The sequence below is a fragment of the Caballeronia humi genome, from assembly GCF_001544475.1.
Lineage (GTDB): Bacteria > Pseudomonadota > Gammaproteobacteria > Burkholderiales > Burkholderiaceae > Caballeronia > Caballeronia humi.
On the sequence record NZ_FCNW02000025.1, the window covers coordinates 1 to 25,387 of the forward strand.

Consider the following 25,387-nt stretch of genomic DNA (forward strand, 5'->3'; position numbering starts at 1 on the left):
CCGAAAACCTGGAAGCCGCGTCGCCATCAAGCGCCCACACTTATCGGCTGTTAGTTTTTAAAGAACATTCGCGAGAACCCGCACCCAACCTTCAGCGCTTCGTTCTGCGTCGCTGCATCAGCAGCAGAGAAACGAGATTATGAAGAACGTTTTGTGACTCGTCAACCGGTTTTTTTAACCACCCAACCTGTCGAGCGCGTCGTAGCACCCATCCAGCAAGGCTCTCCGACTTAAGCACCCACCCCTCCTTCCCGCTCCCTTCGCCGCCCAGTGAGCTGCGAAGGAACGGAATTCTAGTGCCCGCCTACGCGTTTCGCAAGCGGTTTTTCAAAGATTTTTACTAACGCTTGTCGCGTCCATTTATGTACGTGAATTTATGCACGTGACGATAGCAAAGCGGGCTTGGCCGATTGGTCGGCTTTCGGCGTCGACCGGTAAAAGCGGCTGCATAGCGACTACAATTAAAGGTTCTCTGCACCTGACCACTCCAATACCTATGCGCTCGCGAATCGCCAAACGTCTTCCTCCGGATGCCGACAAGCTCGTCGGCCTCGCACTAGCCTTGTTCGCGTCCGGCAGCCGCATCGAGGATCGCTTCTGGGAAGCGCGCCTCGATGCGCTTCTCGCGAAAATCGTGCGCAACGGCAATCAGACGACGCTCGACGCCGCTCTCGATCACCTTCAGCAAAATCATCCCGACGCCTACGGCGCGCTCGCCGACATGGCCGAGACGCACAGTGAATCGTTCACGACCGACATCGACGGCACGTCCCACGAAGCCCTCCTGATCGCCGCGCCGGTCCTCGCGTGGACGCGCTATGCGATTCCTTCAGGGCCGCTGAAGGCCGACGTCGCCGACGCGCTGCGCACGCAAATGCAGGCGCACGTGCTCGGCGCGGGCGCGCGCATCGCGGTCGCGCCCTATCTATACAGCATCGACCAGTTGCCGCGCCATCACATCGATACCGCGCGTCTCGCGCAACAGCTCATGCAGACCGCCCTCGGCGGCCCCGCGGCGCGCCTGAATCTTTCCGATTTGCCCGAAACGTCGCCGATTCTCGCCGACCCGCGTTTTCTGCTCGCCATCGCCGTCGTGCCGGCTGGCGCGCCGCTCTTTCGCTGGCAGGAAGACGAGAACGGCAACCGGATTGAGCGCGGACAATGCCTCGAACAGTGGACCGCGCAGGGCGGCCCGAGCTTCGCCGCGATCCTGCCGGGCTGCGAACTGGAGTGCCTGCTGCCGGACGCCTACTACTCCGCTTGCCGCGACGCCGACGAGCAAGTCCGCCCGCACACCGTGCGCACGGCAGTTCGCTATCTCTTCGATACGCTCGGCGCGGCGCCCCAGGAATTGCGCGCGGTGATCGCCGGCTTCGGCGAGCGGCGAGTCGACGAATACCGCATCGGCTTTACGCGGCGCGGCAGCAATGAGGTGATCTACGGCGTCGTCTGGCCGCTTTATGGTCGCGAGAACGGCGAGATCGGCATGGAGGACGAGGCGGTCGATCTCGAAGGCGCAGATGGCCCGGTCGAGGAAATCGTTGCGCTCTTGAAGAAAACCGGCGTCTCGGAAGTGCGCCGCCATGCGGGCCGCTTCGAACCGGAATACTGCGACGACTGCGGCGTGCCGCTCTACGCCGATCCGCTCGGCGAAATCGTCCACGCCGAAATGCCCGAGGACGCCGAGCCCGCCCAGCCGCATTTTCATTGAAAGGCGCTGCGTCACATCCTTGAAAAGCAAGCCCCGCCATCGAGCGGGGCTTTTTGCATTTCGGCCTATGCCATCCGGACAGGGCGCCAAACCGCGCGGATTTTGTCACTATTGGATCGGCGGCGCATCGATCGTCGCCAAAGGGTTCGGCCGGAGAGAGCCGACCGCGTAAAACCAAAACCATAAGAGGCAGGCATGAAATTCACACTGATCAATTCGAATCCGGAACGGCGCGAGGGGCTCAAGACGCTGCTGCGGCATATCGACCGCCAAGGGCAGTTCAACGAGGCGAAGGACTGGCGGCAGGCGCGGCACGCCATCGCGCGGCTGAAGCCGGATCTGATCGTGATCGACTGGCAGGAAAGCATGAAACCATCCGATCTGCACGACTTGTTGCTCCTTTGCCCCGGCACCCCTGCAGCGGTCATCGTCGACGATGTGACGGGCGACCGCGCCCGGCGTCTCTTGATGGCGGGCGCGCTCGGCGTCGTCCCGCGGGCGCTCGATCCGCAATTGCTGGTGCGCGCGCTCGAGATGGTGCTGCTCGGCGGTCACTACGTGCCGGCAGGCGCGCTCGACCCGAACCTCACGGCCGAGTTCGCGCCGCGCCGTTTCGCCGATCCCCTGAAGTTCATGCAAACCACGCGGCGCTGCACGACGCTCTCGCCGCGCCAGCAACAGATCATGCGCTGCGTGCACATGGGCAATACCAACAAAGTAATCGCAAAGACGCTCGGCATCAGCGAAGGCACTGTGAAGATCCACCTCGCGAGCATTTTCCAGCAGCTCGGCGCCGTCAATCGCGCGGCGGCCGTCGCGATCTACAACGGCTGGCAGAACGGCTGTCTCGAAGTTCTGCGACGCGAAGACCATGCCGCGATTCGCCCGACACTTGGGCAAGCCGGGCCGATTCCCTTGCGCGCGGCGAACGCTCGCTATCCCGATCCGGCCGACAATGACGAGCAGATGCTGCTCGCGGCCGAGCCCGTCAAGCCTTTCGGGCCGTGATGAAACCTGTGGCAGACGCCGATATGCCGGACGGGCCGTGACGAAGCGGGTGGCGAGGCATGCAATTCGGGCGGTGATAAAACTCGTGGCCGGGCGCCGCGCATTCTCGTTGCGCCTTAATGAGGTTCGTGGCGGGGCCCGGCACGTCGTCGGACCATGACAAGGGCGACGGAGGCCGGCCCGCCGGACAGGCCGTAACGAAGCTGGTGGTGAGGCATGCTATTCGGGCAGTGATAAAGCTCGTGGCCGGGTTCCGCGTCCCCGTTGCGCCGTAATGATGCTCGTGGCAGGGCCCGGGAGGTCGTCGAACCATGACAAAGCCTGCGGCCGTTTGTTGCGCCACTTGGCGCGCATGTTTTACGCGCAACGAGTAATATGCGACTCATGGGGTTCTTCTACACACCGCTTCCGCTTTGGCTCTCGGCCGGTGGCTGGATCGTCGCCGCGGGCGCGCTCGCGCTCGCGTTTGCGCAGAAGCCCTTTCGCCGTGTGCAGGACCCAACGCTTCAACATGTGTGGCTCGGCATCATCGTGGCGATTACCGTGCTGTGGGCGTGCAATGCCTGGTTCGACGACGGGCCGGTCATCCACCTGCTCGGCGCCACGCTGATGGTCACACTGTTCGACTGGCAGCTTGCGCTGATTGGCATGGCCGCCACCACCGCCCTGGCGGCGGTCGTGCTCGATGCCTCCTGGCTCACCGCGCCGTTCACCTATCTCCTGTTCGGCGCGTTGCCCGTCGGCGTGTCGACGCTCTTCGAGCGCGCGAGCAACGCCTGGCTGCCGCGCAATCTCTTCACGTTCATCATCGGTCACGGCTTCATCGTTTCGGCGCTCGCCGTCGGCGCGGCGTGCGGTGCGATGGTGCTGTTCGAATTCGCGCTCGCCGGTCGAATGCTCCCCGTTCCTCCAGCCTTTATGCGCGGGTCGCTGTTGCTCGGCGCCGGCGAGGCTCTCTTCACCGGGCTTCTTACCATACTCATTTCGGTCTACAAGCCCGCGTGGGTCACGACTTACGACCTCCGGCGCTATCGTCTCGATCGCGGACCGCGTGTCTGAATCGAGTGCTGCAACGTTGCGGCAGCCCTTGTGCTGAAGGCAAATCGTTGCAGTAATTGCGATAAGATGGAACTCCTTCCCCCTGCAAGGCATCTTACGTGCCTGTGTCTTTTTTGCGCCGAAATTGATGGAAAGAAATCACGCATCGCGCCGACTGCTTCGGCTGGCCGGCCGGTTGGTCGTATGCGCCTCGCTCGCCTGCACCGCCACCGCTTTTGCCGACTCGCTCGATGAACGCAACGAACTCGTCCACCACTTCGTCACCGATTTTCACGCCAATCCGCTGATCGCCGATTGCGCCGCACATGGCAGCTTCGTCGCGAGTACGTCGACGGCGTTCGATCACGTCGAGTTCCCCGCTACTTCGTTCGATGCATCGCACTCGTCGCTGATGCCATGGAACGATTCCTTCGATGATCACAAGCAGCGCATCAAGGTCGACAACGTGGTGACGGTCGAAGGACTCGGCGTCGGCAAGAACGCCGATCGCGATCCGGCCACGCTCAAGTTCCGCTGCGGATACGTCGGCAGCCAGATGCTCGCGTTCGGGTGGAACGATCCGGTGCCGCCGTCGAAAGCCCGCGCCGAACCGCGCTCGACGCGTGGAGGCAAAGGCAAGCACTCGACGAAGGGCAAGTCCAAGTCGTCGAATGCGGCGGCCAAGTCGTCGAGCAGCAAATCCACGAAATCAAATTCGAAATCGACCAAGAAACACTGAGCCATCAACCGCGGAGAAAGACCAAGGGCGTGATCACCAAGCGGTGATCACGCCCTTCTCTTTTGGCGCCGTAGCTACAACAGAAACGTCAGAACGTTTCGACGTGACGCAAGATCGCCTGCAGCATCGACGCCCCCAGCGCCGCGCTGCGCTCGCCGTTCCAGCCGACGCGCTCGTCCGGCAAGCCCGCGTTGTCCTTGAACGGCATTTCGAGCGTCAGCGACAGGCAGCCGAACGCATTGCCGATGTATTTCGACGCGAGCTTCAGCGCATCCGTCTGATACTTGCTCGACTCGTAGCCGTGCACGTCCTGGAAGTCCGGGCTCGACTGCTTGAAGAATTCGATGAACGCCGCCTGTTCCTTCGACTGCCGTTCCGTGAAGCCGGGCAGCATTTCCGACCCAGCGACGAACACGTAGGGAATCGCTTCGTCGCCGTGGATATCGAAGAAAAGATCGCAGCCGCGCGCGTGGATCGCGTTGCGCACGCACAGCACTTCGGGGCTGCGAGCGGCGTCCGGCTCCATCCACTCGCGGTTCAAGTTCGCCCCCGCCGCGTTGGTGCGCAGGTTGCCGAGCACGCTGCCGTCCGGGTTCATGTTCGGCACGATATGGAAGACGGCGCGATCGAACAGCTTGCGCGCAACCGGATCGCCCGACCAGTCGCCCCAGCCCGCGAGACGCTTGACGAGCCCTTCGACGAACCATTCCGCCATCGTCTCGCCCGGATGCTGACGCGCGATGATCCAGATGTTCTTCTTCGGCGCGGCGTCGTCGGCGCTGGAGACGCCGAGCGTGAGCACCGACATCGGCCGGCCCTGAACGGTCTGGCCGATCTCGGTGAGCGCGGCATGCGGCATCTGCTGGACGGCGCCGAGGAACTCCGAATGACGCTCCTCGCTGTACGGCTCGAAGTACGCGTAATAGATGCGGTCGAAGTCCGGCGTGTGGTCGATCGTCATCACGCGGCCGTCGTAGGACGTCGGCACGCGGAACCAGTTCACGCGATCGTAGCTCGCGACCGCCTCATAGTCGCGCCAGCCTTCGGCGAACGCGCAGTCGGCGGCGTTTTCGAACGTCATCACGAGACGCTCGCCGCGCGCGCCCGACACCCGGAAATAGAACCACTGCGCGAATTCGGCGTGGCTGTCGGGGCGAACGCGCAGGCGGACGTCGGCGGGATTGTCTGCTGCCACGACGTCGATGGCGCCGGCGTCGAAGTTGCTCGTAATTGAAATGCTCATGACGTTTCCTTTATTCCATCACTCGGCGATACGCCGGCGAAACACGTAAGTCGTATCGTTCGATGCTTTTTTGTCGAACTTGTAGCCTTCGCTGTGAAAGCCTTGCAGCCCTTCGGGCGCGTCGATGCGGTTTTCCACCGCATAGCGCGCCATCATCCCGCGCGCGCGTTTCGCGTGGAAGCTGATGATCTTGTAGCGGCCGCCCTTCCAGTCCTCGAAGACGGGCGAAATCACGGGGGCCTCCAGCTTGTTCGGCCTGACCGACTTGAAATACTCCTCCGACGCGCAATTGATCAGCACGCGCGCGCCGCGCTGCTTTTTCATCTGCGTGTTGAGCGCCGCCGTGATGCGCTCGCCCCAGAACGCGTACAGGTCGCGGCCGCGCGCGTTTGCGAACTTCGTGCCCATCTCCAGCCGGTAAGGTTGCAGCAAATCGAGCGGCCGCAGCAAGCCGTACAGCCCGGAGAGCACGCGAACATGATTCTGCGCGTAGTCGAGATCGCTCGCCGACAGCGACTTCGCGGCGAACCCTTCGTACACGTCGCCGTTGAACGCGAGCATCGCCTGCTTCGCGTTGTCCGGGCCGAACCGCTTCGACCAGTCGGCGTAGCGCTGGAAGTTGAGCTGCGCGAGCGGGTCCGAAATGCTCATCATGCTGCCGATTTGCTGCGGCGAGAGCTTTCTCAGGCCGTCGATCAGTTCGGCGGCGTCGTCGATGAATTCGGGGAGCGTGTGCTTCTTGACGTGCGGCGGGGTCTCGTAGTCGAGCGATTTGGCTGGCGAAAGAACGATTATCATGGAGGCTCGCCGGCGCACCGCCGACGATCAAGGACACAAACCTCCGATTGTATCGAATGGAAAATTCCCCTGCGTCGCCCGTATTGAGCGTGGTGCTGGATTCGAACGTGTGGATCGACATCCTCGTGTTCGACGATCCCGCCACCCGCCCGATCCGCGCCGCGCTCGAAGCGCGCACGCTCATCGCGCTGATCGACGCGCGCTGCCTGAACGAACTCACGCGCGTGCTCGACTATCCGCAGTTCGTGCGGATGGCCGTCGACAAGACCGCTGCGCTCGCAACCGTCGCGCGCCTGTCGCAACTGATCGCGCCCGAGCCGCCGGCCGACGAACGCCCGCTGCCCAAATGCCGCGATCGCGACGACCAGAAGTTCCTCGAACTCGCGCATGCATCGAGGGCGGCGTGGCTCGTGTCGAAGGATCGCGCGGTGCTGAAGCTCGCGCGCCGCACCGCGCGCGACTTTGGCTTCCGGATCGCGCAGCCCGCGCCGTTCGTCCTGGCTTTCGAAGCTGAGGACCTCGCCGAATCCGCTGCTGTTTAAAATAGACCGCGAAACCGTACACGCCACCGCCACCATGAACGCCACGCACGAACTCACTCAAACGCCCGCCGAACTCGCCTTTCCTTCGCGCCTGCCGAACGTCGGCACGACGATCTTCACCGTGATGAGCGCGCTCGCCGCGCAAAAGGGCGCGGTCAATCTCGGCCAGGGCTTCCCCGATTTCGATTGCGATCCGCGCATCGTCGATGCGGTCGCCCAGGCGATGCGCGACGGCCACAACCAATACCCGCCGATGGCTGGCGCCGCGCCGCTGCGCCAGGCGATCGCGAAGAAGATCGACCGCCTCTACGGCCGCGAATACGACGCCGATCGCGAAATCACCGTCACCGCCGGCGCGACGCAGGCGCTTTTGACCGCGATCCTCTGCTGCGTGCATCCGGGTGACGAAGTCATCGTGATCGAGCCCATGTACGACAGCTACGTGCCGTCGATCGAACTGGCGGGCGGCACGCCGGTGTTCGTCGCTCTGGAAGCGCCGGACTATGCGCTGCCCTTCGACAAGATCGCCGCCGCAATCACGCCGAAGACACGCCTTTTGATGATCAACACGCCGCACAATCCGACCGGCCGCGTCTGGCGCGAAGCCGACATGCGGAAGCTCGAAGAGATCGTGCGCGGCACGAACGTGCTGATCGTCTCCGATGAAGTCTACGAGCACATGGTCTACGACGACGCGCCCCACGAAAGCGTATCGCGCTATCCGGAACTCGCGAAGCGCAGTTTCGTGGTGTCGAGCTTCGGCAAGACGTTTCATGTGACGGGCTGGAAGATCGGCTACGTGGCCGCGCCGACCGCTCTGACCGCCGAGTTCCGCAAGGTTCACCAATTCAACGTGTTCACCGTCAACACGCCGATGCAAATCGGCCTCGCGCACTATCTGGAGGACCCGGCGCCGTATCTGAACCTCCCCGCGTTCTATCAGAAGAAGCGCGACTTCTTCCGCGCCGGCCTCGCGAACTCGCGCTTCAAGATGCTGCCCTGCGACGGCACGTATTTCCAGACCGTCGATTACTCGGCGATCAGCGACCTCCCTGAAGCCGATTTCGCGCAATGGCTCACGAGCGAGATCGGCGTCGCGGCGATTCCGGTCTCGGCGTTCTATCACGAGAGCCACGAATCGGGAGTCGTGCGCTTTTGCTTCGCGAAGAAGGAAGAGACGCTGCAACTCGCGCTCGACCGTCTCGCGAAACTCTGACCGATGGCGCGGGCGATGCGAAAGCCGTTTCGTTCACCCGCGCTTCTGCGCTTCCATATAGGCGAGCCGGTCCGCCGTCACCTGTTGCGCGGCGGGCCGCTCGCCGACCTTCTTGACGTGCGCCTTCCAGTCGATACCGGCGTCGAGCAGGAAATCCCTTCCGTAGACCACCTTCGTCGCCAGCCCGACGAGTGGCAGGCTCACGAACGCGCAGACATCGGCGATACTGAAGTCAGGGCCCGCGACATACGGCCCGAATTTCGCGATCCGCGCGAAGCCCGCGGCATGCCGCGTCAACAGCTTTTCGACGCGCGATTTCGTGTAATCGGTGACGGTGCCGCCGAAGAACGCCTGCTTGTACAGATCGCGCGCGACGAGTTCCAGATGCATGTCGATGAACACCGACAATTCGCGCGCCTTCGCGGCGGCGTAAGAATCGGCGGGGAAAATGGGCTTGTCCGGATACGCCGCCGCCAGATATTCGACGATCACCTGCGACTCGCAAAGCGGCCCGGCATCGGTGTCGATGTACGGCACCTTGCCGAGCGGCGAGCGCGTGAACGTGATCTCGTCCTGGGCGAAACCCGCGCGCACTTCCTCGAACGGGATGCCGTGCTCGAGCAGTACGAACTTGACCTTGTTGAAATAATTGGACAACGGAAACCCGTACAGCCTGATCATTGCAGCATCTCCTTGTTTGAATCCAAGCGTCTCCCTTGCGAAGACGTGACACTATCCCAAAAACAGCACGGCCGTGCTAACTTGCAGATATCAGGAGTCGAGACACACCATGAGCTTTCGCGATTTTGACGTGGGGACAATCGGTATCGTAGGCAGCGGCGCGATGGGGCGCGGCATCGCGCAGATCGCGGCCCTCGGCGGACTCACCGTGCGTCTCTTCGATACGAACCCGCAAGCGGTCGCCGCCGCGCGCGACTATCTTTCCGACACACTGAACAAGCTCGCGGCAAAAGGCAAGATCAAGGAAGCCGACGCGCACACCGCGCTCGCGAACGTCCACGCGGCGAACGAGATCGGCGCGCTGTCGGATTGCCAGGTCGTGATCGAGGCGATCGTCGAGAAGCTCGACGTGAAGCGTGCCCTCTTCCGCGATCTCGAAGCCGTGGTCGGCGAGCGCTGCATTCTGGCGTCGAATACATCGTCGCTGCCGATCACCGCGATCGCCGCCGGATGCGCGCATCCCGGGCGCGTCGTCGGCTATCACTTCTTCAACCCGGTGCCGTTGATGAAAGTCGTCGAAGTGATCGACGGCCTGCGCGGCGACCCGACCGCCGGCGACGCGCTCATGGAACTCGCGCGCCGCATCGGCCACACGCCGGTGCGCGCGAAGGACATGCCCGGCTTCATCGTGAACCACGCCGGACGCGGGATGAACACCGAAGGCTTGCGGATCGCGAGCGAGGGCGTGGCGAGTTTCGTCGACGTCGACCGGATCATGCGCGAGCAGGCCGGGTTCAGGCTCGGGCCGTTCGAACTGCTCGACCTGACCGCCCTCGACGTGTCGCATCCGGTGATGGAGTCGATCTATCACCAGTTCTACGAGGAGCCGCGCTTCACGCCGTCGCCGATCACCGGCACGCGGCTCGCGGGCGGGCTGATCGGGCGCAAGGCGGGCGAAGGCTTCTACAAGTACACCGACGGCAGGCAGCAGACGCCTGACGAAGCACCCGCGCCGACCGCGATGCCGCGTCGCGTATGGATCAGCCGCGCGTCGCATGGAGCGCGCGAGCAGGTGCTGAAGCTGATCGCGAAGTCGGACGTCGCCGTCACCATCGATACCGGCAACACGCCCGCGCCCGACTCGCTGATCATCGTGACGCCGCTCGGGCACGATGCGACGACCGCCGCGCTCGCCGAGAATCTCGACGCAACGCGCGTCGTGGCCGTCGACACGCTCTTTCCGCTCGATACCGTCGCGCGCCGCACGCTGATGACGACGCCCGCGACCTCGCACGCTGCGCGCGACGCCGCGCACGCGCTTTTCGCCGCCGATGGCGTGCCCGTCACCGTGATCCGCGATTCGACCGGCTTCGTCGCGCAACGCGTGGTGGCGACGATCGTCAACATCGGTTGCGACATCGCGCAGCAGCGGATCGCGACGCCGCAGGACATCGACCTCGCCGTGACGCTCGGCCTCGGCTATCCGCACGGGCCGCTCGCGCTCGGCGACACGCTCGGCGCGAAGACGATCCTCACGATCCTGCGCAACATGCACAGCGTGCTGGGCGACCCGCGCTACCGGCCTTCGCCGTGGCTCGCGCGCCGCGCGCAGCTGGGCCTTTCCCTCACCCACCCCGAGGAATAAGCGATGAGCGCCGAACTTCTGACCCACCGTCCCGCCGGCAGCGACTCCACGCTCGTCCTCAAGCTCTCGAACCCGGGCGCGAAGAACGCGCTGCATCCTGACATGTATGCCGCCGGCATCGAGGCGCTCAACACGGCCGAGCGCGATGCGTCGGTACGCGCGATCATCCTGACCGGCGCCGACAACTTCTTCTGTGCGGGCGGCAATCTAAACCGGCTGCTGGAAAACCGCGCGAAGGAGCCGTCGGTGCAAGCGTCGAGCATCGACTTGCTCGGCGAATGGATCAGCGCGATCAGGGCGTCATCGAAACCGGTGATCGCGGCGGTAGAAGGCGCGGCGGCGGGCGCGGGCTTTTCGCTAGCGCTCGCGTGCGACCTGATCGTTTCCGCCGACGACGCCCGCTTCGTGATGTCGTATGCGCGCGTGGGCCTCACGCCGGATGGCGGCGGCTCGTGGTTTCTCACACGCGCCCTGCCGCGCGCGCTCGCGAGCGAAATCCTGCTGGAAGCGAAGCCGATCGGCGCGGTGCGCCTGCACGACGTCGGCGTAGTCAACCGTCTGACTCGACGTGGCACCGCGCTCGATTCGGCGGTCGCCTGGGCCGACGATCTCGGCAGCCTGTCGCCGAAATCGCTCGCCCGCATCAAGTCGCTGATCACGTCCGCCGACGTCCAGCCACTCGCCGCGCATCTCGACGCCGAACGCGACAGCTTCGTCGATGCCCTGCATCACGGCGACGCGCTCGAAGGCATCAACGCGTTCCTCGAAAAACGCCAGCCAAACTACAAATGAGCGCCTACGAGTTGCCTAAACGCCGCCGCATCTTTCTGATGCGTCACGGCGACGTCACCTATTTCGACGACTCCGGCCGTGGCATCGATCCCGTCAGCGTGCCGCTGAACGAACGCGGCCGCGAGGAAGCGAGTGCGGCGGGACGCGAGTTCGCGACGCAAGGCGTGCGCTTCGATCGCGTGATCGTGAGCGGCTTGCCGCGCACGCTCGAAACGGCGCGGCGCGTGCTGGACGAGTGCGGCCAGTCGGTGGACATCGAAATCTGGCCGGAATGGGAAGAGATTCGCGGCGGCCATCTGAAGAATCTTTCGACGGACGACATCGAGCGCGCGTTTCTCTCCGTGTTCGATGGCGTCGTGCCGGAGGAGACGCAGTTTCTCGGCGGCGAGACGATCGGCGAATTGCTCGATCGCGTGCTACCGGCAATGGCGCGGCTGCGCGCGGACGCATCGTGGGATACCGTGCTGCTCGTGCTGCACGGCGGCGTGAATCGCGCGCTGCTGTCGCATGCGATCACCGCCGGCGGTCGCGCGTTCTTCGGGCATCTGTCGCAGGCGACCGGCTGCATCAACGCGCTCGATGTCGGCGAGAAGAGCGGCGACTGGGTCATCCACGCGATCAATCATTCGCCGCCCTCGCCGCTTCACACCGGCGTGCGCAATACGACGATGGAACTGCTCTACGCGCAATTCATCAAGTTCTCACGGTCGATCCGCAGTTCATGAAGTGACATCCCATCGATCCGGGCGCGCATACACAGCGTCGTCGACGACGCGGCCCAGCGCCCGGACCAGAACACGGAGGAGACAATGCCAGACAGCGACGCCCAGCAGCCGCAGGATTTTTCCGCGTTCGAAGGAACGCGGCCCGTCAACGAGCGCCTGCGCTTCGACACCGATGCGCTCGCCGCGTGGCTCGCCGCGCACGTCGATGGTTTCGTGGGACCGCTCACCGTCGAGCAGTTCGCGGGCGGCCAGTCGAATCCCACGTACAAGCTGATCACCCCCGCGCGCAGTTATGTAATGCGCTCGAAGCCCGGTCCGGCGGCGAAGCTCCTGAAGTCGGCGCATGCGATCGAGCGCGAGTATCGCGTGATGCATGCGCTTGCCGCCACTGACGTTCCCGTCGCGAAGATGTTCGCGCTCTGCGAGGACGAAAGCGTGATCGGCCGGGCGTTCTATGTGATGGAGTTCATCGAGGGCCGCGTGCTGTGGGACCAGGCGCTACCCGGCATGACGCTGGCCGAGCGCGGCGCCATCTACAACGAGATGAATCGCGTGATCGCGGCGCTGCATTCCGTCGATGTCGATGCGATCGGCCTCGCGGACTACGGCAAGCCCGGCAACTACTTCGAGCGGCAGATCGGGCGCTGGAGCAAGCAGTACGTGGCATCCGAGACCGAGCCAATCGAATCGATGAACAAGCTCATCGACTGGCTGCCGAAACACATTCCGCGCGGTTCATCCGAAGCAACCGAGCGCGTCTCGATCGTTCACGGCGACTATCGCCTCGACAACCTCATCTTCCATCCGAGCGAGCCGCGCGTGCTCGCCGTGCTCGACTGGGAACTCTCCACACTCGGCGATCCGCTCGCCGACTTCGCTTACCACTGCATGGCGTGGCACGTCGATCCGTCGCAGTTTCGCGGCATCGGCGGACTCGACTGGGCCGCACTCGGCATCCCCGACGAAACCGCCTATGTCGCGAAGTATTGCGAGCGGACCGGCTTCACTATCGAAGGCGACTGGAATTTCTATCTCGCCTACAACATGTTCCGCATCGCCGCGATCCTGCAGGGGATCATGAAGCGCGTGTCGGAGGGAACGGCATCGAGCGAGCAAGCCATCGACGCCGGCAAGCGCGCAAAGCCGATGGCCGAACTCGCCTGGCTTTATGCGCAGAAAGTCGGCGAGTGAGCGCGTCAGGCAAAACAAAAGGGAATCGCATGAATTTCGACTACACCCCGAAGGTGCAGGCGCTGCGCGAAAAACTGCTCGCCGTCTTCGATGAACACATCTATCCGAACGAGCGCGCGCTCATCGATGAAATCGCCGCCAATCGCTCGAACGGCAACGCATGGGTTCCTACTGAGCTTGTCGAAAAGCTGAAGGACAAGGCGCGCGAGGCCGGGCTGTGGAATCTGTTCCTGCCCGCCTCGGCGCGCGGCGCGGGGCTGACGAATCTCGAATACGCGCCGCTCTGCGAAATCATGGGACGCGTGCCGTGGGCGCCGGAAGTGTTCAACTGCAACGCACCCGATACCGGCAACATGGAGACGATCGAACGCTACGGCAGCGACGAGCAAAAGCAGCAATGGCTCGAACCGCTGTTGCGCGGCGAGATCCGCTCGGCGTTCCTGATGACGGAGCCGGAGGTGGCATCGTCGGATGCGACGAATATCCAGTGCAGCATCACGCGCGATGGCGACAGCTACGTGATCGACGGCCACAAGTGGTGGTCGTCAGGTGCAGGCGATCCGCGCTGCAAGGTCTATATCGTGATGGGCAAGACCGATCCGGAAGCGCCGAAGCACCAGCAGCAGTCGATGATCCTCGTTCCGGCGGATGCGAGCGGCATCACGGTGCATCGGCCGTTGAGCGTGTTCGGCTACGACGACGCGCCGCACGGCCACATGGACATCGCGCTCCAGAACGTGCGTGTGCCCGCATCGAACATCCTGCTCGGCGAAGGACGCGGCTTCGAAATCGCGCAGGGACGCCTCGGGCCGGGTCGCATTCATCACTGCATGCGTTTGATCGGCTTGGCCGAGCGCGCGCTCGAATTGATGTCGAAGCGCACGCTCGCACGCGTCGCGTTCGGCAAGCCGATCGCGCAGCATGGCGTGACGCAGGAACGCATCGCCGAGGCACGCATCATGATCGAGCAGGCGCGGCTGCTGACGCTCAAGGCCGCGTACATGATGGATACCGTCGGCAACAAGGGCGCGCGCGGCGAGATCGCGATGATCAAGGTGGTCGCGCCGAACGTCGCGTGCCAGGTGATCGACTGGGCGATCCAGGCGCACGGCGCGGGCGGCGTCAGCGACGACTTTCCGCTCGCGTATGCGTATGCGTCGGCGCGCACGCTACGCCTCGCCGACGGTCCCGACGAAGTGCATCGCAACGCGATCGCGAAACTCGAACTGTCGCGCTACATGGAACCGCACGGCTGAACCGGCGCACCGGCCGCTTCAGCACGGCTAATCGAAACATGGTCTAATTTTCGCCTGACTTTTGCGGCGTTTTGCTTGCTTGCACGACGCCGCCCCAATCATCGACGGGATTCAGGAGCGAAAATGATCGACGTCTATAGCTGGGCGACGCCCAACGGCCACAAGATCCACATCATGCTCGAGGAGACGGGGCTCGAGTACAGCGTGCATGCCGTCGATATCGGCGCGGGCGACCAGTTCACGCCCGACTTCCTCGCGATCAGCCCGAACAACAAGATCCCCGCGATCATCGACAACGCCGGACCCGAAGGCACGCCGCTCGCGCTGTTCGAATCGGGTGCAATCCTGCTGTATCTCGCCGAAAAGACCGGCAAGTTCCTGCCGGCCGATCCCGTCGGACGGTACGAGACGATTCAATGGCTGATGTTCCAGATGGGCGGTGTCGGACCGATGCTTGGGCAGACGCATCACTTTCGAAACTACGCGCCGGAGAAGATCGAGTACGCGATCAACCGTTATTCAAACGAGGCGCGGCGGCTCTATGGCGTGATGGACAAGCAGTTGGGCGTGACGCAGTACCTCGCGGGCAACGAATACACGATCGCCGATATCGCGACGTTCCCGTGGACGCGGTCGTGGGAAAACCAGGGCATCGTGCTCGACGAATTCCCGAACGTGAAGCGCTGGTTCGATGAGATTGCCGCGCGGCCGGCGGTGAAGCGCGGCGTAGAAGTGCTCGCGCGGGAGCGCAAGCCCTTCACCGACAAGGAAAAGGAAGTGCTCTTCGGTGCGACGCAGTACGCGAAGCACTGAGCATGTCTAGAAGTAGTGGCGCGTGATGAACTCGGCGACGCACACCGGCCGCTCGGCGCCCTGCCGCTCGACGGTCACGAGCCACTCGACCTGCACGCCGCCCGCATCGACATCGGCAACTTTTTCGATCGCGAAGGTCGCGCGCAGCATCGAGCCGACCGGCACCGGCGACATGAAGCGCACGCGGTTCAGGCCGTAGTTCACGCCCATCCGCTGCACGAGCGGCACGCATCGCTCGAGCCACATCGGCACGAGCGCGAGGGTCAGGAAGCCATGTGCGATCGCCCCGCCGAACGGCGACTCGCGCCGTGCGCGGTCAGGATCGACGTGGATCCACTGATGATCGTCGGTGGCATCGGCGAAGCGGTTCACGCGCCCCTGATCGACCTCGGTCCATTCGCTCTCGTACCGCGCGTGGCCCGCCGCCGCATGAAAATCCGCGGGACTGGCGAGGCGTGCCGCTGTCATCGGTTCGCTGCCGGGTTGCGCAAGCCGAAGAGCGCCGCCGAATCGACGGTCAGCACGAGTTCGCCGCGCTGGTTGTGCGCTTCCCAGCGCGTCGAGACGATGCCGCGATCCGGCTTGCTCGCCGAGACACGCTTGTCGAGCACGCGCACGGTCAGGCGCACCGCATCGCCGACGCGCACCGGCTTGAGCCAGCGGATGTTGTCGAGGCCGGGCGAACCCATCGACGTGGAATCGGCCAGCATGTCGCGCACGAGAATGCCCATCATCGCGGAACAGGTGTTCCAGCCGCTCGCGACGAGGCCGCCGAAGTGCGACGCCTCGCCCGCTTCCTCCGATGTGTGGAACGGCTGTGGATCGTACTTCGACGCGAATTCGACGATCTCCTCGCGCGTGAAGGTATGCGCGCTCAGTTGCCGCGCCTCGCCGACTTCAAAATCTTCGTAGCTGTAGGTCATGCTTGTTTCCCTGTCTCGTTTAAATGTCCGCGAAAGTCGAGAGCGACGCAAAGCGCGCGAGATGGTGATCGACGTCGCCGAGCGTCGTTTCGATGATCGCGAGGCGCTTGAACCAGTGCGCGGCCGCGACTTCGTTCGTCACGCCCATGCCGCCGTGCAGTTGCACCGCCTGCTGTCCGACGAAGCGCGCAGCCTGTCCGACGCGTGCCTTGGCGGCGGAAATCGCCTGACGACGCGCGTCGGCATCCGTGCTCGCGTAGCGCGCGGCGGCGAGATACGTGATCGAACGCGCCTGTTCGGCGTGGATCAGCATCTCGACCATGCGATGCTGCAGCGCCTGAAAGCGCGCGATCGGCGCGCCGAACTGCTGGCGGTTCTTCGTGTAGTCGACGGTGGCGAGGTTCAGGGCATCGAGCGCGCCGATGGCTTCCGCGCATAAGAGCAACGTCGCGTAATCGGCGATGTGTTCCAGCGTGGCCGCGCCAGTTCCGAGAGGCGTCGCGGGCGTGCCGGTGAATCTGAGCGTCGCGGCGCGCTGGCCGTCGATCGTCCGGTAATCGATGATTTCGGTGTTGACGGCATCGCGCGCGATCACGAAGAGCGCGATCTCGCCGTCCAGTCGCGCCGGCACGATCCAGTAGTCGGCCTGCGCGCCGTGCTGGACGATCGACTTCTCGCCGGTGAGAGCGTGAGTGTCGCCTTCGGCGCACGCGGTCGTGCGGATGTCGAAGAGGTCGTAGCGCGCGTGCGGTTCGTGGAATGCCACGGCGAGCCGGATCTCGCCCAGCGCGGCACGCTCCAGGAGCGCGTTGCCGGGCGATGATGAAGCCAGCCGCAACGCCTCGATACCCACCGCCGTCGCCCAATATGGTTCGACGACGAGTGCCCGCCCGAGTTCCTGCATGACGACGAGCATATCGAACGCTGCACCGTCGAAACCGCCCTGCTCCGACGGCACCGGCAGCGCGGTCAGTCCGAGCTCGGCGAACGCGCTCCAGTGCTTCGCATCGACGCCCGGCTCCGACGCCACGATCTTCTGCCGCGCGTCGAAGCGGTACTCGTTATCGAGATAGCGACGCAGCGCATCGCGGAACTGTTCCTGTTCGTCCGTGAAATTGAAGTCCATGCGCCGCTCCTCAGAGTCCGAGAATCATCTGCGCGATGATGTTCTTTTGAATTTCGTTCGAGCCGCCGTAGATCGAGGTCTTGCGGAAGTTGAAGTAGTACGCGGCGAGCGGCGCGGCATCGTCGTCGCCGGCAATGCTGTGTTCGCGCTCGCCTTCGAGGAACGCCGGATCGAACGCGGCGGCCTGCGGGCCGATTGCTTCGAACATCAGTTCGGTCAGCGCCTGCTGGACTTCGGTGCCCTTGATTTTCAGCATCGACGCCTCCGGTCCCGGCCCGCGCCCGCTCGTCTCGCTCGCGACAACGCGCTGCACCGTCACCTCCAGCGCCATCAATTCGATTTCAAGCGCGGCGATCTTTGCGCCGAATACGGCGTCATGCAACAGAGGCCGGCCTTGCTTCGTCTGCTTGAGCGCGAGTTGCTTGAGAAATACAAGCTCGCGCTTCGATTGCCCGATTCGCGCAATGTTCGTACGCTCGTGGCCGAGCAGATACTTCGCGTAAGTCCAGCCGCGATTCTCCTCGCCCACGAGGTTTTCGACCGGCACTTTCACATCATCGAAGAAGACTTCGTTGACTTCGTGATCCTCATCGAGCGTGATGATCGGACGCACAGTGATGCCCGGCGTCTTCATGTCGATCAGAAGGAACGAGATGCCCTCCTGCTTCTTCGCGGCGGGATCGGTGCGCACGAGACAGAACATCATGTCGGCGTGCTGGCCGAGCGTGGTCCACGTCTTCTGGCCGTTGACGACGTAGTGATCGCCCCGGCGATCGGCGCGCGTCCTGAGCGACGCGAGATCGGAGCCCGCACCCGGCTCGGAATAGCCCTGGCACCACCAGTCGGAGCCATCGAGAATGCGCGGGAGGTAGTGGGCTTTCTGCGCTGCGCTGCCGTATTTCATCAGCACGGGCGCCACCATCGATACCCCGAATGGCAACACGCTGGGCGCTCCGGCGAGGGAGCATTCTTCGTCCCAGATGTGGCGCTGGGTGGCGTTCCAGCCCGGACCGCCGTATTCCTTCGGCCACGCGACCACCGACCAGCCGCGCGCGCCGAGCAGCTTGTGCCAGCTCGCGAAGTCGTCGCGGTTCAATCGTTTGTGGTGGAGTACCTTGTCGCGCAGTGCGTGCGGCAGGCTGGCTTCAAGCCAGGCGCGGATGTCTGAGCGAAAGGCTTCGTCGGCGGGGGAATAGTTCAGGTCCATGCGCAGTGTCTCCTGTCATGGCCCGCAATCGACCACGCTGGAGACGCCGCGCAATGACTTACTGCAGCGGCTCTTTCAGTGCGGCCGGAACGGGCAGCGGCATCACGTCGATGCCTTCTTCGAGCAAGGCGTGCGCATCCTCGGGCGTCGTGACGCCGCGAATGTTGCGCGACGGCGCTTCGTTGTAGTGAATGCGCCGCGCTTCCTCGGCAAAGCGGTCGCCCACGTTCTCAGTCTTTTCAAGGACCTCGCGCAGGAACTGCAGCGCACGCGCCTGGACCGCGGACGGATCGACCGTATCGCCACTCGCGCGAGGCGGCGGCGTAGCGTCGTTCCGGCTTGACGACAGATTCAGGCGCGGCGCCGATGGCATGCGGCTCACCTCGGCTGTCGAGCAAACCGGACATGCGACCAGTCCGCGCGACAACTGCGATTCGAACTCTTCCGTTGAAGCAAACCAGCCTTCGAAGCGATGTTCGTGCGAGCACTTTAAATCGAGGACCTTCATGCTGATCGGAGCTTTGTCTGAGTGTATCTCAAAATCGCGTTTTTGGAACGATCGTTCGTAAAAACGCATTGGCGTGGTGGATTTGGAAAACCCGCACGGTGGAGGAATGATTCTAGCCTGTCGGCCCAGCGTCTGCCGAACGTACGTCCGGAAACGACAAAGCGGCCGTGACGGCCGCTTTGCATGCGATGTCGATCGGAAAATTCAGGCGTCGATCGGATCGCCGAGCTTCCACTCGCCCGACAGGATTTTTTCGACCCAGAACGCGCCGATGATCGTCTTTACGTCGCTGATCTTGCCGCTCTTGACCCATTCGGCGAGCTGCGCCTGCGTCGCGACGAAGGTCTCGAGGAACTCGCCGTCGTCGAGCTTGCTTTCGCCTTCGGTAAGGCCGCGCGCGAGATAGAGATCGATGAACTCCGTAGAGTACGAAATGACCGGATGAACGCGCGTCAGGAAAAACCAGTCGCGTGCCGTGTAACCCGTCTCTTCCTGCAACTCGCGCTTCGCGCAGGCAAGTTCGTCCTCGTTCGGATCAAGCTTGCCGGCGGGAAATTCAAGCAGCACCTTCCCGATCGGATAGCGGAACTGGCGTTCGAGCAGCACGCGACCGTCGTCGAACATCGGCAGGATCATCACGGCGCCCGGATGCTCGACGTATTCGCGCGTCGCGTGCTTGCCGTCGGGCAATTCGACCGTGTCGCACTTGAGCGTCAGGAACTTGCCTTCGTGAACGGTCACGCTTTCGACCGTCTTTTCGATAAGGCCGTCGTCGCTGTCGGGAAGAGAGGAATGGTCAGCCATCGTGCGCCCTATGCGAATGAGCCGCGACAGCGGATGAGCTGTCAGCGGCGTTTGACGAGGTATTGATACGTGAAGCCGGGAAACGCGAGCACGACGAACAGGCTGAAGGTGATGGCGTAGAACTGCCAGCCCTGTTCGAAGCGATTGCCCGCGCGCGCTTCGAGCATAAAGCCGAGCGCGCCCACGACAAAATAAAGGACGATCAGCTCGGCGATGCGAATCCAGGCATTCTTCTTCGCCGCCTTGATCTTGAGCGGCACGACAGCGAAGAGACGCTGGTTCAGAAACGGAAGGTTGGCGCCGACGAGCGCCAACAACACGATAAACCAGCCCGCAGCTGACATCAGAACGAGAGCGTATGCGTGATCGCCGTGAGACACGCCGACATCAGCGGACCCGGCACCAGGCCGAGCACGAGCACGGCCAGACCGTTGAACGCCAGCAGACCACGGTTCAGGCTGCTCGCGACGATCGGCGAGGCGTCCTGCGGTGCATCGAAGTACATCAGCTTCACGATGCGCAGGTAGTAGAACGCGCCCACCAGCGACGTAATCACGGCCAGCACGGCGAGCCACGTGAGGCCGGCGTTCATCGTCGCTTCGAGGACGGCGAGCTTCGCGTAGAAGCCGACCGTCGGCGGGATGCCGGCGAGCGAGAACATCATCACCATCATCACGAACGCGAACACCGGGCTGCGCTGATTCAGGCCCTTGAAGTCGTCGAGCGTTTCGGCTTCGAAGTCGCGGCGCGCAAGCAGCATCACCACGCCGAACGTGCCGAGCGTCGTCACGAGATAGATGATGCTGTAGAACATCGCGGAGCTATAGGCGCCGGCCGCGCCGGTCAGCTTGCCGTCGACCACGCCCGCGAGCAGGCCGAGCAGCACGAAGCCCATGTTCGAGATGGCCGAGTAAGCCAGCATCCGCTTGATGTTCTTCTGCACGATACCGGTGACGTTACCGACAATCAGCGACAGCGCCGCGAGGATCACCAGCATCTCCTGCCAGTCGACGGCGAGCGGCAACAGGCCCATCACCAGGAAACGCAAACCCCATGCGAAAGCCGCGACCTTCGGGCCGCCGCCGGTGAGGAGCGTCATCGCGGTTGGGGCGCCCTGGTACACGTCCGGCACCCACATGTGGAACGGCACCGCGCCCATCTTGAACGCCACGCCGGCCACGACGAAGATCACGCCGAAGAGCAGCACGGCATCGTTGATACGGCCCGATGCGACAGCCTTCAGCACTTCGTTCAGCTCCAGCGAACCGGTCGCGCCGTACAGCATTGAAATGCCGTAGAGCAGGAAACCGGATGCCAGCGCGCCGAGCACGTAGTACTTCATCGCCGATTCGTTAGCCTGCGGCGAGTCCTTGCGCAGCGCGATCACCGCGTACAGCGAGAGCGACATCAGTTCGAGGCCGAGATACAGCATCAGGAAGTTGTTGCCCGAGATCATCACGCACTGGCCGAGCAGCGAGAAAAGACCGAGCAGGAAGAAGTCGCCGCGAAACAGGTCGCGGTCTTCGAGATATTTCTTCGAGTAGATCACCGTCACCGCATAACCCAGGCACACGACCGCTTTCATGGCGCTCGCGAACGAATCGACGACGTACATGCGCGAGAAGTAGTAATGCGGCACCGGATCGAGCGCGACGAACGCGAACCACACGCCAACGACGAGCGTCGACAGCACGGCGATCAGATACGTGACGCGACGGCTCGGCGGTCCGAAGATCGTGTCGTTCAACCAGGCCACGACGATCGCGAGCATCAGGATCGTGTCGGGCAACAGGGCACTCATAGGGGCGTTTTGCATGATCTTTTAGTTCCTCCGCACGACGTTACTGGGTGAGCGGCAGCTTCGACTGCGCGACGTGGGAGAGGAGGTTTGCCACGGATTCGTGCATCACATCGGTGAAGGGCTTCGGATAGAGGCCCATGTACAGCGTGAAGATCGCGAGCACGGCCAGCATCAGGATTTCGCGCTTGTTGATGTCCGTGAGCTTCGCGACGTGGTCGTTCGTGACCGCGCCGAAGTGCACGCGCTTGTACATCCACAGCGTGTAGGCCGCGCCGAGGATCAGCGTGAACGTGGCAAGGAAGCCGATCCAGAAGTTGTACTTGACGGCAGCCAGGATCACCATGAACTCGCCGACGAAACCCGACGTGCCCGGCAGGCCGCAATTGGCCATCGCGAAGAGCATCGAGAACGCGGCGAACTTCGGCATCGTGTTCACGACGCCGCCGTAATCCGCGATTTCACGCGAGTGGACTCGGTCGTAGAGCACGCCGATCGAAAGGAACATCGCACCCGACACGAAGCCGTGCGAGATCATCTGGATGATCGCGCCTTCCACGCCGAGCTGGCTGAAGATGAAGAAGCCAAGTGTGACGAAGCCCATGTGCGCAATCGACGAATACGCGACGAGCTTCTTCATGTCCGTCTGCACGAGCGCGACAAGACCAATATAGATCACCGCGATCAGCGACAGCGTGATCACCACGGGCGCAAGGAAGTGGCTCGCGTCAGGTGCGATCGGCATCGAGAAGCGCAGAAAACCGTACGCGCCGAGCTTCAGCATGATCGCGGCCAGCACGACGGAGCCGCCTGTCGGCGCTTCCACGTGGGCGTCGGGCAACCACGTGTGGACCGGCCACATCGGCACTTTCACGGCGAACGCGAGGAAGAACGCGATGAACAGCAGCACCTGCGGCGTGAAGCCGATCTTCGCGGCTTGCCACGTGGCGAGGTCGAACGTGTGGGTCTGCGTGTACAGGTACAGGAGCGCGATCAGCATCAAGAGCGATCCCATCAGCGTGTACAGGAAGAACTTGAACGCCGCGTACACGCGGTTCGGTCCGCCCCACACGCCGATGATGATGTACATCGGGATCAGCGTCGCTTCGAAGAACACGTAGAAGAGCATGCCGTCGGCGGTCGAGAACACGCCGACCATGATGCCCGACAGGATCAGGAACGCCGCGAAGTACTGCGCGACGCGCGTCGTGATCACTTCCCAGCCGGCGATCACGACGATCACCGTAATGAGCGCGGTCAGCACGACAAACCACATCGAGATGCCGTCCACACCGAGGTGGTAAGTGATGTTGAAGCGTTCGATCCAGTTCGCCTGTTCGACGAACTGCAGCGCGGCCGACGACGAATCGAAGCCGGTGATGAGCGGAATCGTGACGAGCAGCCCGAGGATCGAGCCGATCAGCGCGACCCAGCGCGCGGGCGCGGGGTTGCTATCGGAGCCAACAGCCAGGACCAGGACGCCGAATACGATCGGCAGCCAGATCGCGACACTGAGAATCGGAAAAGAGTGCATAGGGTCCCTCGCCTTATTTGCCGCCGAGCGTTACAAACAGGGTCAAGAGCCCCAACATGCCGATAATCATGGCGAACGCGTAGTGATAGATGTAACCGGATTGAAGGAAGCGGATCACGCCGGCGAACCAGCCGACGAACCGCGCACTGCCGTTGACGATACCGTCGATGACGGCGACGTCGCCCTCCTTCCAGAGTCCGCGGCCGATCGCGACCGCGCCCTTTGCAAAGACGACTTCGTTGATCTTGTCGAAGTAGTACTTGTTGTCGAGCAGCGCGTAGACGCCCGGGAACCGCGCGCGGATCTTGCCCGGCAGGTCCGTGCGCTTCAGGTACAGGAACCACGCGACGACCACGCCCGCAAGCGCCAGCCACACCGGCAGGCCCGTGAGCGAATGCACCGCCATCGCGGCCCAGCCGTGGAATTCCTCGGCCATTTCGTGCAGCGCCGGATGGTTCTCGCCGATGAAGATGACTTTCTCGAACACGACGCCGTGCGCGAAGAAATCGCCGTACAGCAACGGACCGATCGCGATCGCGCCGATCACCACTGACGGAATCGCCAGCAGGACAAGCGGCAGCCAGACCACCCATGGCGTTTCATGCGGCACGTGCGCGTGACCGTGATCGTGATCGTCATGACCGTGACCATGATCGTCGTGACCGTGGCCGTGCGCCGCTTCGATCGCCATCGGCGATTCCGGATGCTTCGGACCGCGGAAGCGCTCCTCACCGTGGAAGACCATGAAATACATGCGGAACGAGTACAGCGCCGTGACGAACACGCTCGCCACCACCGCGAAGTATGCGAAGCCCGAACCCGCCAGATGCGAATACTTCACGGCCTCGATGATCGAATCCTTCGAATAGAAGCCCGAGAAGAACGGCGTGCCGATCAGCGCAAGCGACCCGATCAGCGACGTGATCCACGTGATCGGCATGTACTTGCGCAGGCCGCCCATGTTGCGCATGTCCTGATCGTGGTGCATGCCGATGATCACCGAACCCGCGCCGAGGAACAGCAGCGCCTTGAAGAACGCGTGCGTCGCGAGGTGGAACACCGCTACCGGATACGCCGACACGCCGAGCGCCACCGTCATGTAACCGAGTTGCGACAGCGTCGAGTAAGCGACGACGCGCTTGATGTCGTTCTGCACGACGCCGAGGAAGCCCATGAACAGCGCGGTAATCGCGCCGATCACCGTGACGAACGACAGCGCCGCATCCGAGTGCTCGAAGAGCGGCGACATGCGCGTCACCATGAAGATACCGGCCGTCACCATGGTTGCCGCGTGGATCAGCGCGGAGATCGGCGTCGGGCCTTCCATCGAGTCCGGCAGCCAAACGTGCAGCGGAAACTGCGCCGACTTACCCATTGCGCCGATGAAAAGACAAATACACGCGACGGTCAACAGGCCCCAGTCGGTGCCCGGGAACGTCATGCCCGCGAGCTGGTTGCCTTGCGCAAAAACCTCACCGTAGTTGAGCGACCCGCCGAACGCGAGCAGCAAGCCGATGCCAAGCAGAAACCCGAAGTCGCCGACGCGGTTCACGATGAACGCCTTCATGTTCGCGTAGATCGCGCTTTCGCGGGTGTAGTAGAAGCCGATCAGCAGGTACGACACGAGACCCACCGCTTCCCAGCCGAAGAAGAGCTGCAGGAAGTTGTTGCTCATCACGAGCATCAGCATCGAGAACGTGAAGAGCGAGATGTACGAGAAGAAGCGCTCGTAGCCGTCGTCTTCGGCCATGTAGCCGATCGTGTAGATGTGCACCATCAGCGAGACGAAGGTCACGATGACCATCATCATCGCGGTCAGCGAATCGACGAGGAAGCCGATTTCCATCTTCAGCGAGCCGACGTTCATCCATTGGTAGATGGTGGCGTTGAAGCTCGCGCCCTTCATCACGTCGACGAGCACGATCGCGGACAACACGAACGAGATCATCACGCCGAGAATGGTCACGCGATGCGAGCCCTTGCGCCCTACCGCTTTCGCGAACAGCCCGGCGATCAGCGAGCCGGCTAGCGGCGCCAGCGGAATCGCGAGCAGAAGGTTTTCATTGAGTGTCGTGGACATAACAGCCTA

At 63.3% G+C, this 25,387-nt stretch carries 25 protein-coding genes; 12 read left to right on the forward strand and 13 right to left on the reverse strand.

Going from position 1 to position 25,387, the window contains the following annotated elements; genetic code table 11:
- Positions 1-496: 496 nt before the first annotated feature.
- The 4 genes from AWB65_RS20850 to AWB65_RS20865 all read left to right on the forward strand — a co-directional run bounded on the left by AWB65_RS20850 (position 497) and on the right by AWB65_RS20865 (position 4,496).
- Positions 497-1,711, forward strand: a complete 1,215-nt coding sequence (locus AWB65_RS20850; RefSeq protein WP_087668956.1) for a DUF2863 family protein — start codon at positions 497-499, stop codon at positions 1,709-1,711.
- A 195-nt stretch (positions 1,712-1,906) separates the two neighbouring features.
- The gene (locus AWB65_RS20855; protein WP_087668957.1) at positions 1,907-2,719 is read left to right on the forward strand and encodes a LuxR C-terminal-related transcriptional regulator; all 813 of its coding nucleotides are present in this window, start codon (positions 1,907-1,909) and stop codon (positions 2,717-2,719) included.
- A gap of 384 nt (positions 2,720-3,103) precedes the next feature.
- Positions 3,104-3,778, forward strand: coding sequence for an energy-coupling factor ABC transporter permease (locus tag AWB65_RS20860; protein WP_087668958.1), 675 nt, complete (start codon positions 3,104-3,106; stop codon positions 3,776-3,778).
- 127 nt (positions 3,779-3,905) lie between these two features.
- Positions 3,906-4,496 carry a BspC domain-containing protein gene (locus tag AWB65_RS20865; protein ID WP_087668959.1) on the forward strand — a complete coding sequence of 197 codons (591 nt, stop codon included), beginning with the start codon at positions 3,906-3,908 and terminating at the stop codon, positions 4,494-4,496.
- A gap of 88 nt (positions 4,497-4,584) precedes the next feature.
- Here the strand turns inward: AWB65_RS20865 and AWB65_RS20870 are convergent, their stop codons facing one another.
- Together AWB65_RS20870 and yaaA are read right to left on the reverse strand one after the other, a co-directional pair.
- Entirely contained in the window at positions 4,585-5,739 is a 1,155-nt protein-coding gene (locus AWB65_RS20870; protein WP_087668960.1) for a M14 family metallopeptidase, read from the reverse strand.
- Positions 5,740-5,757: 18 nt separating this feature from the next.
- On the reverse strand, positions 5,758-6,537 hold the full coding sequence (gene yaaA / locus AWB65_RS20875; protein WP_087668961.1) for a peroxide stress protein YaaA: 780 nt from the start codon (positions 6,535-6,537) through the stop codon (positions 5,758-5,760).
- A 56-nt stretch (positions 6,538-6,593) separates the two neighbouring features.
- Between yaaA and AWB65_RS20880 the strand changes: the two genes are divergently transcribed.
- Both AWB65_RS20880 and AWB65_RS20885 read left to right on the forward strand, forming a co-directional pair.
- Entirely contained in the window at positions 6,594-7,079 is a 486-nt protein-coding gene (locus tag AWB65_RS20880; protein ID WP_087668962.1) for a putative toxin-antitoxin system toxin component, PIN family, read from the forward strand.
- A gap of 34 nt (positions 7,080-7,113) precedes the next feature.
- Positions 7,114-8,295 (forward strand): pyridoxal phosphate-dependent aminotransferase, encoded by a 1,182-nt coding sequence (locus AWB65_RS20885; protein WP_087668963.1) that lies wholly within the window; start codon positions 7,114-7,116, stop codon positions 8,293-8,295.
- Positions 8,296-8,328: 33 nt separating this feature from the next.
- On the opposite strand, the gene AWB65_RS20890 is transcribed toward AWB65_RS20885, so the two are convergent.
- Complete coding sequence (locus AWB65_RS20890) at positions 8,329-8,976, reverse strand: glutathione S-transferase family protein (protein WP_087668964.1); 648 nt, start codon at positions 8,974-8,976, stop codon at positions 8,329-8,331.
- 109 nt (positions 8,977-9,085) lie between these two features.
- Between AWB65_RS20890 and AWB65_RS20895 the strand changes: the two genes are divergently transcribed.
- The 6 genes from AWB65_RS20895 (at position 9,086) to AWB65_RS20920 (ending at position 15,398) form a co-directional block, all read left to right on the forward strand.
- Positions 9,086-10,621 carry a 3-hydroxyacyl-CoA dehydrogenase gene (locus AWB65_RS20895; protein WP_087668965.1) on the forward strand — a complete coding sequence of 512 codons (1,536 nt, stop codon included), beginning with the start codon at positions 9,086-9,088 and terminating at the stop codon, positions 10,619-10,621.
- A 3-nt stretch (positions 10,622-10,624) separates the two neighbouring features.
- Entirely contained in the window at positions 10,625-11,413 is a 789-nt protein-coding gene (locus AWB65_RS20900; RefSeq protein ID WP_087668966.1) for an oxepin-CoA hydrolase, alternative type, read from the forward strand.
- A complete protein-coding gene (locus AWB65_RS20905) occupies positions 11,410-12,138 on the forward strand; it encodes a histidine phosphatase family protein (RefSeq protein WP_087668967.1) in 729 nt (242 codons plus the stop codon). Before AWB65_RS20900 ends, AWB65_RS20905 begins: the two co-directional genes overlap by 4 nt.
- Before the next feature lie 84 nt (positions 12,139-12,222).
- Positions 12,223-13,329 carry a phosphotransferase gene (locus AWB65_RS20910; protein WP_087668968.1) on the forward strand — a complete coding sequence of 369 codons (1,107 nt, stop codon included), beginning with the start codon at positions 12,223-12,225 and terminating at the stop codon, positions 13,327-13,329.
- A gap of 29 nt (positions 13,330-13,358) precedes the next feature.
- Complete coding sequence (locus tag AWB65_RS20915; RefSeq protein ID WP_087668969.1) at positions 13,359-14,585, forward strand: acyl-CoA dehydrogenase family protein; 1,227 nt, start codon at positions 13,359-13,361, stop codon at positions 14,583-14,585.
- Positions 14,586-14,708: 123 nt separating this feature from the next.
- Positions 14,709-15,398: a glutathione binding-like protein gene (locus AWB65_RS20920; protein WP_087668970.1), complete on the forward strand. Its 690-nt coding sequence runs from the start codon at positions 14,709-14,711 to the stop codon at positions 15,396-15,398.
- 6 nt (positions 15,399-15,404) lie between these two features.
- Here AWB65_RS20920 and AWB65_RS20925 read toward each other — a convergent pair whose 3' ends face one another.
- From AWB65_RS20925 to nuoL, 10 genes are all read right to left on the reverse strand, one after another.
- Positions 15,405-15,866, reverse strand: coding sequence for a MaoC family dehydratase (locus AWB65_RS20925; RefSeq protein ID WP_087668971.1), 462 nt, complete (start codon positions 15,864-15,866; stop codon positions 15,405-15,407).
- The gene (locus AWB65_RS20930) at positions 15,863-16,321 is read right to left on the reverse strand and encodes a MaoC family dehydratase (RefSeq protein ID WP_087668972.1); all 459 of its coding nucleotides are present in this window, start codon (positions 16,319-16,321) and stop codon (positions 15,863-15,865) included. The genes AWB65_RS20925 and AWB65_RS20930 overlap by 4 nt, the downstream gene beginning before the upstream one ends.
- Before the next feature lie 19 nt (positions 16,322-16,340).
- Positions 16,341-17,447 (reverse strand): acyl-CoA dehydrogenase family protein, encoded by a 1,107-nt coding sequence (locus tag AWB65_RS20935; protein ID WP_087668973.1) that lies wholly within the window; start codon positions 17,445-17,447, stop codon positions 16,341-16,343.
- Positions 17,448-17,457: 10 nt separating this feature from the next.
- Positions 17,458-18,654, reverse strand: a complete 1,197-nt coding sequence (locus tag AWB65_RS20940; RefSeq protein WP_087668974.1) for an acyl-CoA dehydrogenase family protein — start codon at positions 18,652-18,654, stop codon at positions 17,458-17,460.
- Between the two features lie 58 nt (positions 18,655-18,712).
- On the reverse strand, positions 18,713-19,162 hold the full coding sequence (locus tag AWB65_RS20945) for a DUF1178 family protein (protein ID WP_087668975.1): 450 nt from the start codon (positions 19,160-19,162) through the stop codon (positions 18,713-18,715).
- Between the two features lie 204 nt (positions 19,163-19,366).
- Complete coding sequence (locus tag AWB65_RS20950) at positions 19,367-19,966, reverse strand: NUDIX domain-containing protein (RefSeq protein WP_087668976.1); 600 nt, start codon at positions 19,964-19,966, stop codon at positions 19,367-19,369.
- Between the two features lie 41 nt (positions 19,967-20,007).
- Positions 20,008-20,310 (reverse strand): DUF2818 family protein, encoded by a 303-nt coding sequence (locus AWB65_RS20955; protein WP_087668977.1) that lies wholly within the window; start codon positions 20,308-20,310, stop codon positions 20,008-20,010.
- A complete protein-coding gene (nuoN, locus tag AWB65_RS20960) occupies positions 20,310-21,782 on the reverse strand; it encodes an NADH-quinone oxidoreductase subunit NuoN (RefSeq protein ID WP_087668978.1) in 1,473 nt (490 codons plus the stop codon). The genes AWB65_RS20955 and nuoN overlap by 1 nt, the downstream gene beginning before the upstream one ends.
- Before the next feature lie 25 nt (positions 21,783-21,807).
- Complete coding sequence (locus tag AWB65_RS20965; RefSeq protein ID WP_087668979.1) at positions 21,808-23,298, reverse strand: NADH-quinone oxidoreductase subunit M; 1,491 nt, start codon at positions 23,296-23,298, stop codon at positions 21,808-21,810.
- Between the two features lie 13 nt (positions 23,299-23,311).
- On the reverse strand, positions 23,312-25,378 hold the full coding sequence (gene nuoL, locus AWB65_RS20970; protein ID WP_087668980.1) for an NADH-quinone oxidoreductase subunit L: 2,067 nt from the start codon (positions 25,376-25,378) through the stop codon (positions 23,312-23,314).
- Positions 25,379-25,387: the final 9 nt, after the last annotated feature.

What these genes read in the sequence shown, in the direction of transcription:
- AWB65_RS20850 (WP_087668956.1), top strand. Translation starts at nt 497, where the DNA reads ATGCGCTCGCGAATCGCCAAACGTCTTCCTCCGGATGCCGACAAGCTC.
- AWB65_RS20855 (WP_087668957.1), top strand. Translation starts at nt 1,907, where the DNA reads ATGAAATTCACACTGATCAATTCGAATCCGGAACGGCGCGAGGGGCTC.
- AWB65_RS20860 (WP_087668958.1), top strand. Translation starts at nt 3,104, where the DNA reads ATGGGGTTCTTCTACACACCGCTTCCGCTTTGGCTCTCGGCCGGTGGC.
- AWB65_RS20865 (WP_087668959.1), top strand. Translation starts at nt 3,906, where the DNA reads ATGGAAAGAAATCACGCATCGCGCCGACTGCTTCGGCTGGCCGGCCGG.
- AWB65_RS20870 (WP_087668960.1), bottom strand. Translation starts at nt 5,739, where the DNA reads ATGAGCATTTCAATTACGAGCAACTTCGACGCCGGCGCCATCGACGTC.
- yaaA (WP_087668961.1), bottom strand. Translation starts at nt 6,537, where the DNA reads ATGATAATCGTTCTTTCGCCAGCCAAATCGCTCGACTACGAGACCCCG.
- AWB65_RS20880 (WP_087668962.1), top strand. Translation starts at nt 6,594, where the DNA reads ATGGAAAATTCCCCTGCGTCGCCCGTATTGAGCGTGGTGCTGGATTCG.
- AWB65_RS20885 (WP_087668963.1), top strand. Translation starts at nt 7,114, where the DNA reads ATGAACGCCACGCACGAACTCACTCAAACGCCCGCCGAACTCGCCTTT.
- AWB65_RS20890 (WP_087668964.1), bottom strand. Translation starts at nt 8,976, where the DNA reads ATGATCAGGCTGTACGGGTTTCCGTTGTCCAATTATTTCAACAAGGTC.
- AWB65_RS20895 (WP_087668965.1), top strand. Translation starts at nt 9,086, where the DNA reads ATGAGCTTTCGCGATTTTGACGTGGGGACAATCGGTATCGTAGGCAGC.
- AWB65_RS20900 (WP_087668966.1), top strand. Translation starts at nt 10,625, where the DNA reads ATGAGCGCCGAACTTCTGACCCACCGTCCCGCCGGCAGCGACTCCACG.
- AWB65_RS20905 (WP_087668967.1), top strand. Translation starts at nt 11,410, where the DNA reads ATGAGCGCCTACGAGTTGCCTAAACGCCGCCGCATCTTTCTGATGCGT.
- AWB65_RS20910 (WP_087668968.1), top strand. Translation starts at nt 12,223, where the DNA reads ATGCCAGACAGCGACGCCCAGCAGCCGCAGGATTTTTCCGCGTTCGAA.
- AWB65_RS20915 (WP_087668969.1), top strand. Translation starts at nt 13,359, where the DNA reads ATGAATTTCGACTACACCCCGAAGGTGCAGGCGCTGCGCGAAAAACTG.
- AWB65_RS20920 (WP_087668970.1), top strand. Translation starts at nt 14,709, where the DNA reads ATGATCGACGTCTATAGCTGGGCGACGCCCAACGGCCACAAGATCCAC.
- AWB65_RS20925 (WP_087668971.1), bottom strand. Translation starts at nt 15,866, where the DNA reads ATGACAGCGGCACGCCTCGCCAGTCCCGCGGATTTTCATGCGGCGGCG.
- AWB65_RS20930 (WP_087668972.1), bottom strand. Translation starts at nt 16,321, where the DNA reads ATGACCTACAGCTACGAAGATTTTGAAGTCGGCGAGGCGCGGCAACTG.
- AWB65_RS20935 (WP_087668973.1), bottom strand. Translation starts at nt 17,447, where the DNA reads ATGGACTTCAATTTCACGGACGAACAGGAACAGTTCCGCGATGCGCTG.
- AWB65_RS20940 (WP_087668974.1), bottom strand. Translation starts at nt 18,654, where the DNA reads ATGGACCTGAACTATTCCCCCGCCGACGAAGCCTTTCGCTCAGACATC.
- AWB65_RS20945 (WP_087668975.1), bottom strand. Translation starts at nt 19,162, where the DNA reads ATGAAGGTCCTCGATTTAAAGTGCTCGCACGAACATCGCTTCGAAGGC.
- AWB65_RS20950 (WP_087668976.1), bottom strand. Translation starts at nt 19,966, where the DNA reads ATGGCTGACCATTCCTCTCTTCCCGACAGCGACGACGGCCTTATCGAA.
- AWB65_RS20955 (WP_087668977.1), bottom strand. Translation starts at nt 20,310, where the DNA reads ATGTCAGCTGCGGGCTGGTTTATCGTGTTGTTGGCGCTCGTCGGCGCC.
- nuoN (WP_087668978.1), bottom strand. Translation starts at nt 21,782, where the DNA reads ATGCAAAACGCCCCTATGAGTGCCCTGTTGCCCGACACGATCCTGATG.
- AWB65_RS20965 (WP_087668979.1), bottom strand. Translation starts at nt 23,298, where the DNA reads ATGCACTCTTTTCCGATTCTCAGTGTCGCGATCTGGCTGCCGATCGTA.
- nuoL (WP_087668980.1), bottom strand. Translation starts at nt 25,378, where the DNA reads ATGTCCACGACACTCAATGAAAACCTTCTGCTCGCGATTCCGCTGGCG.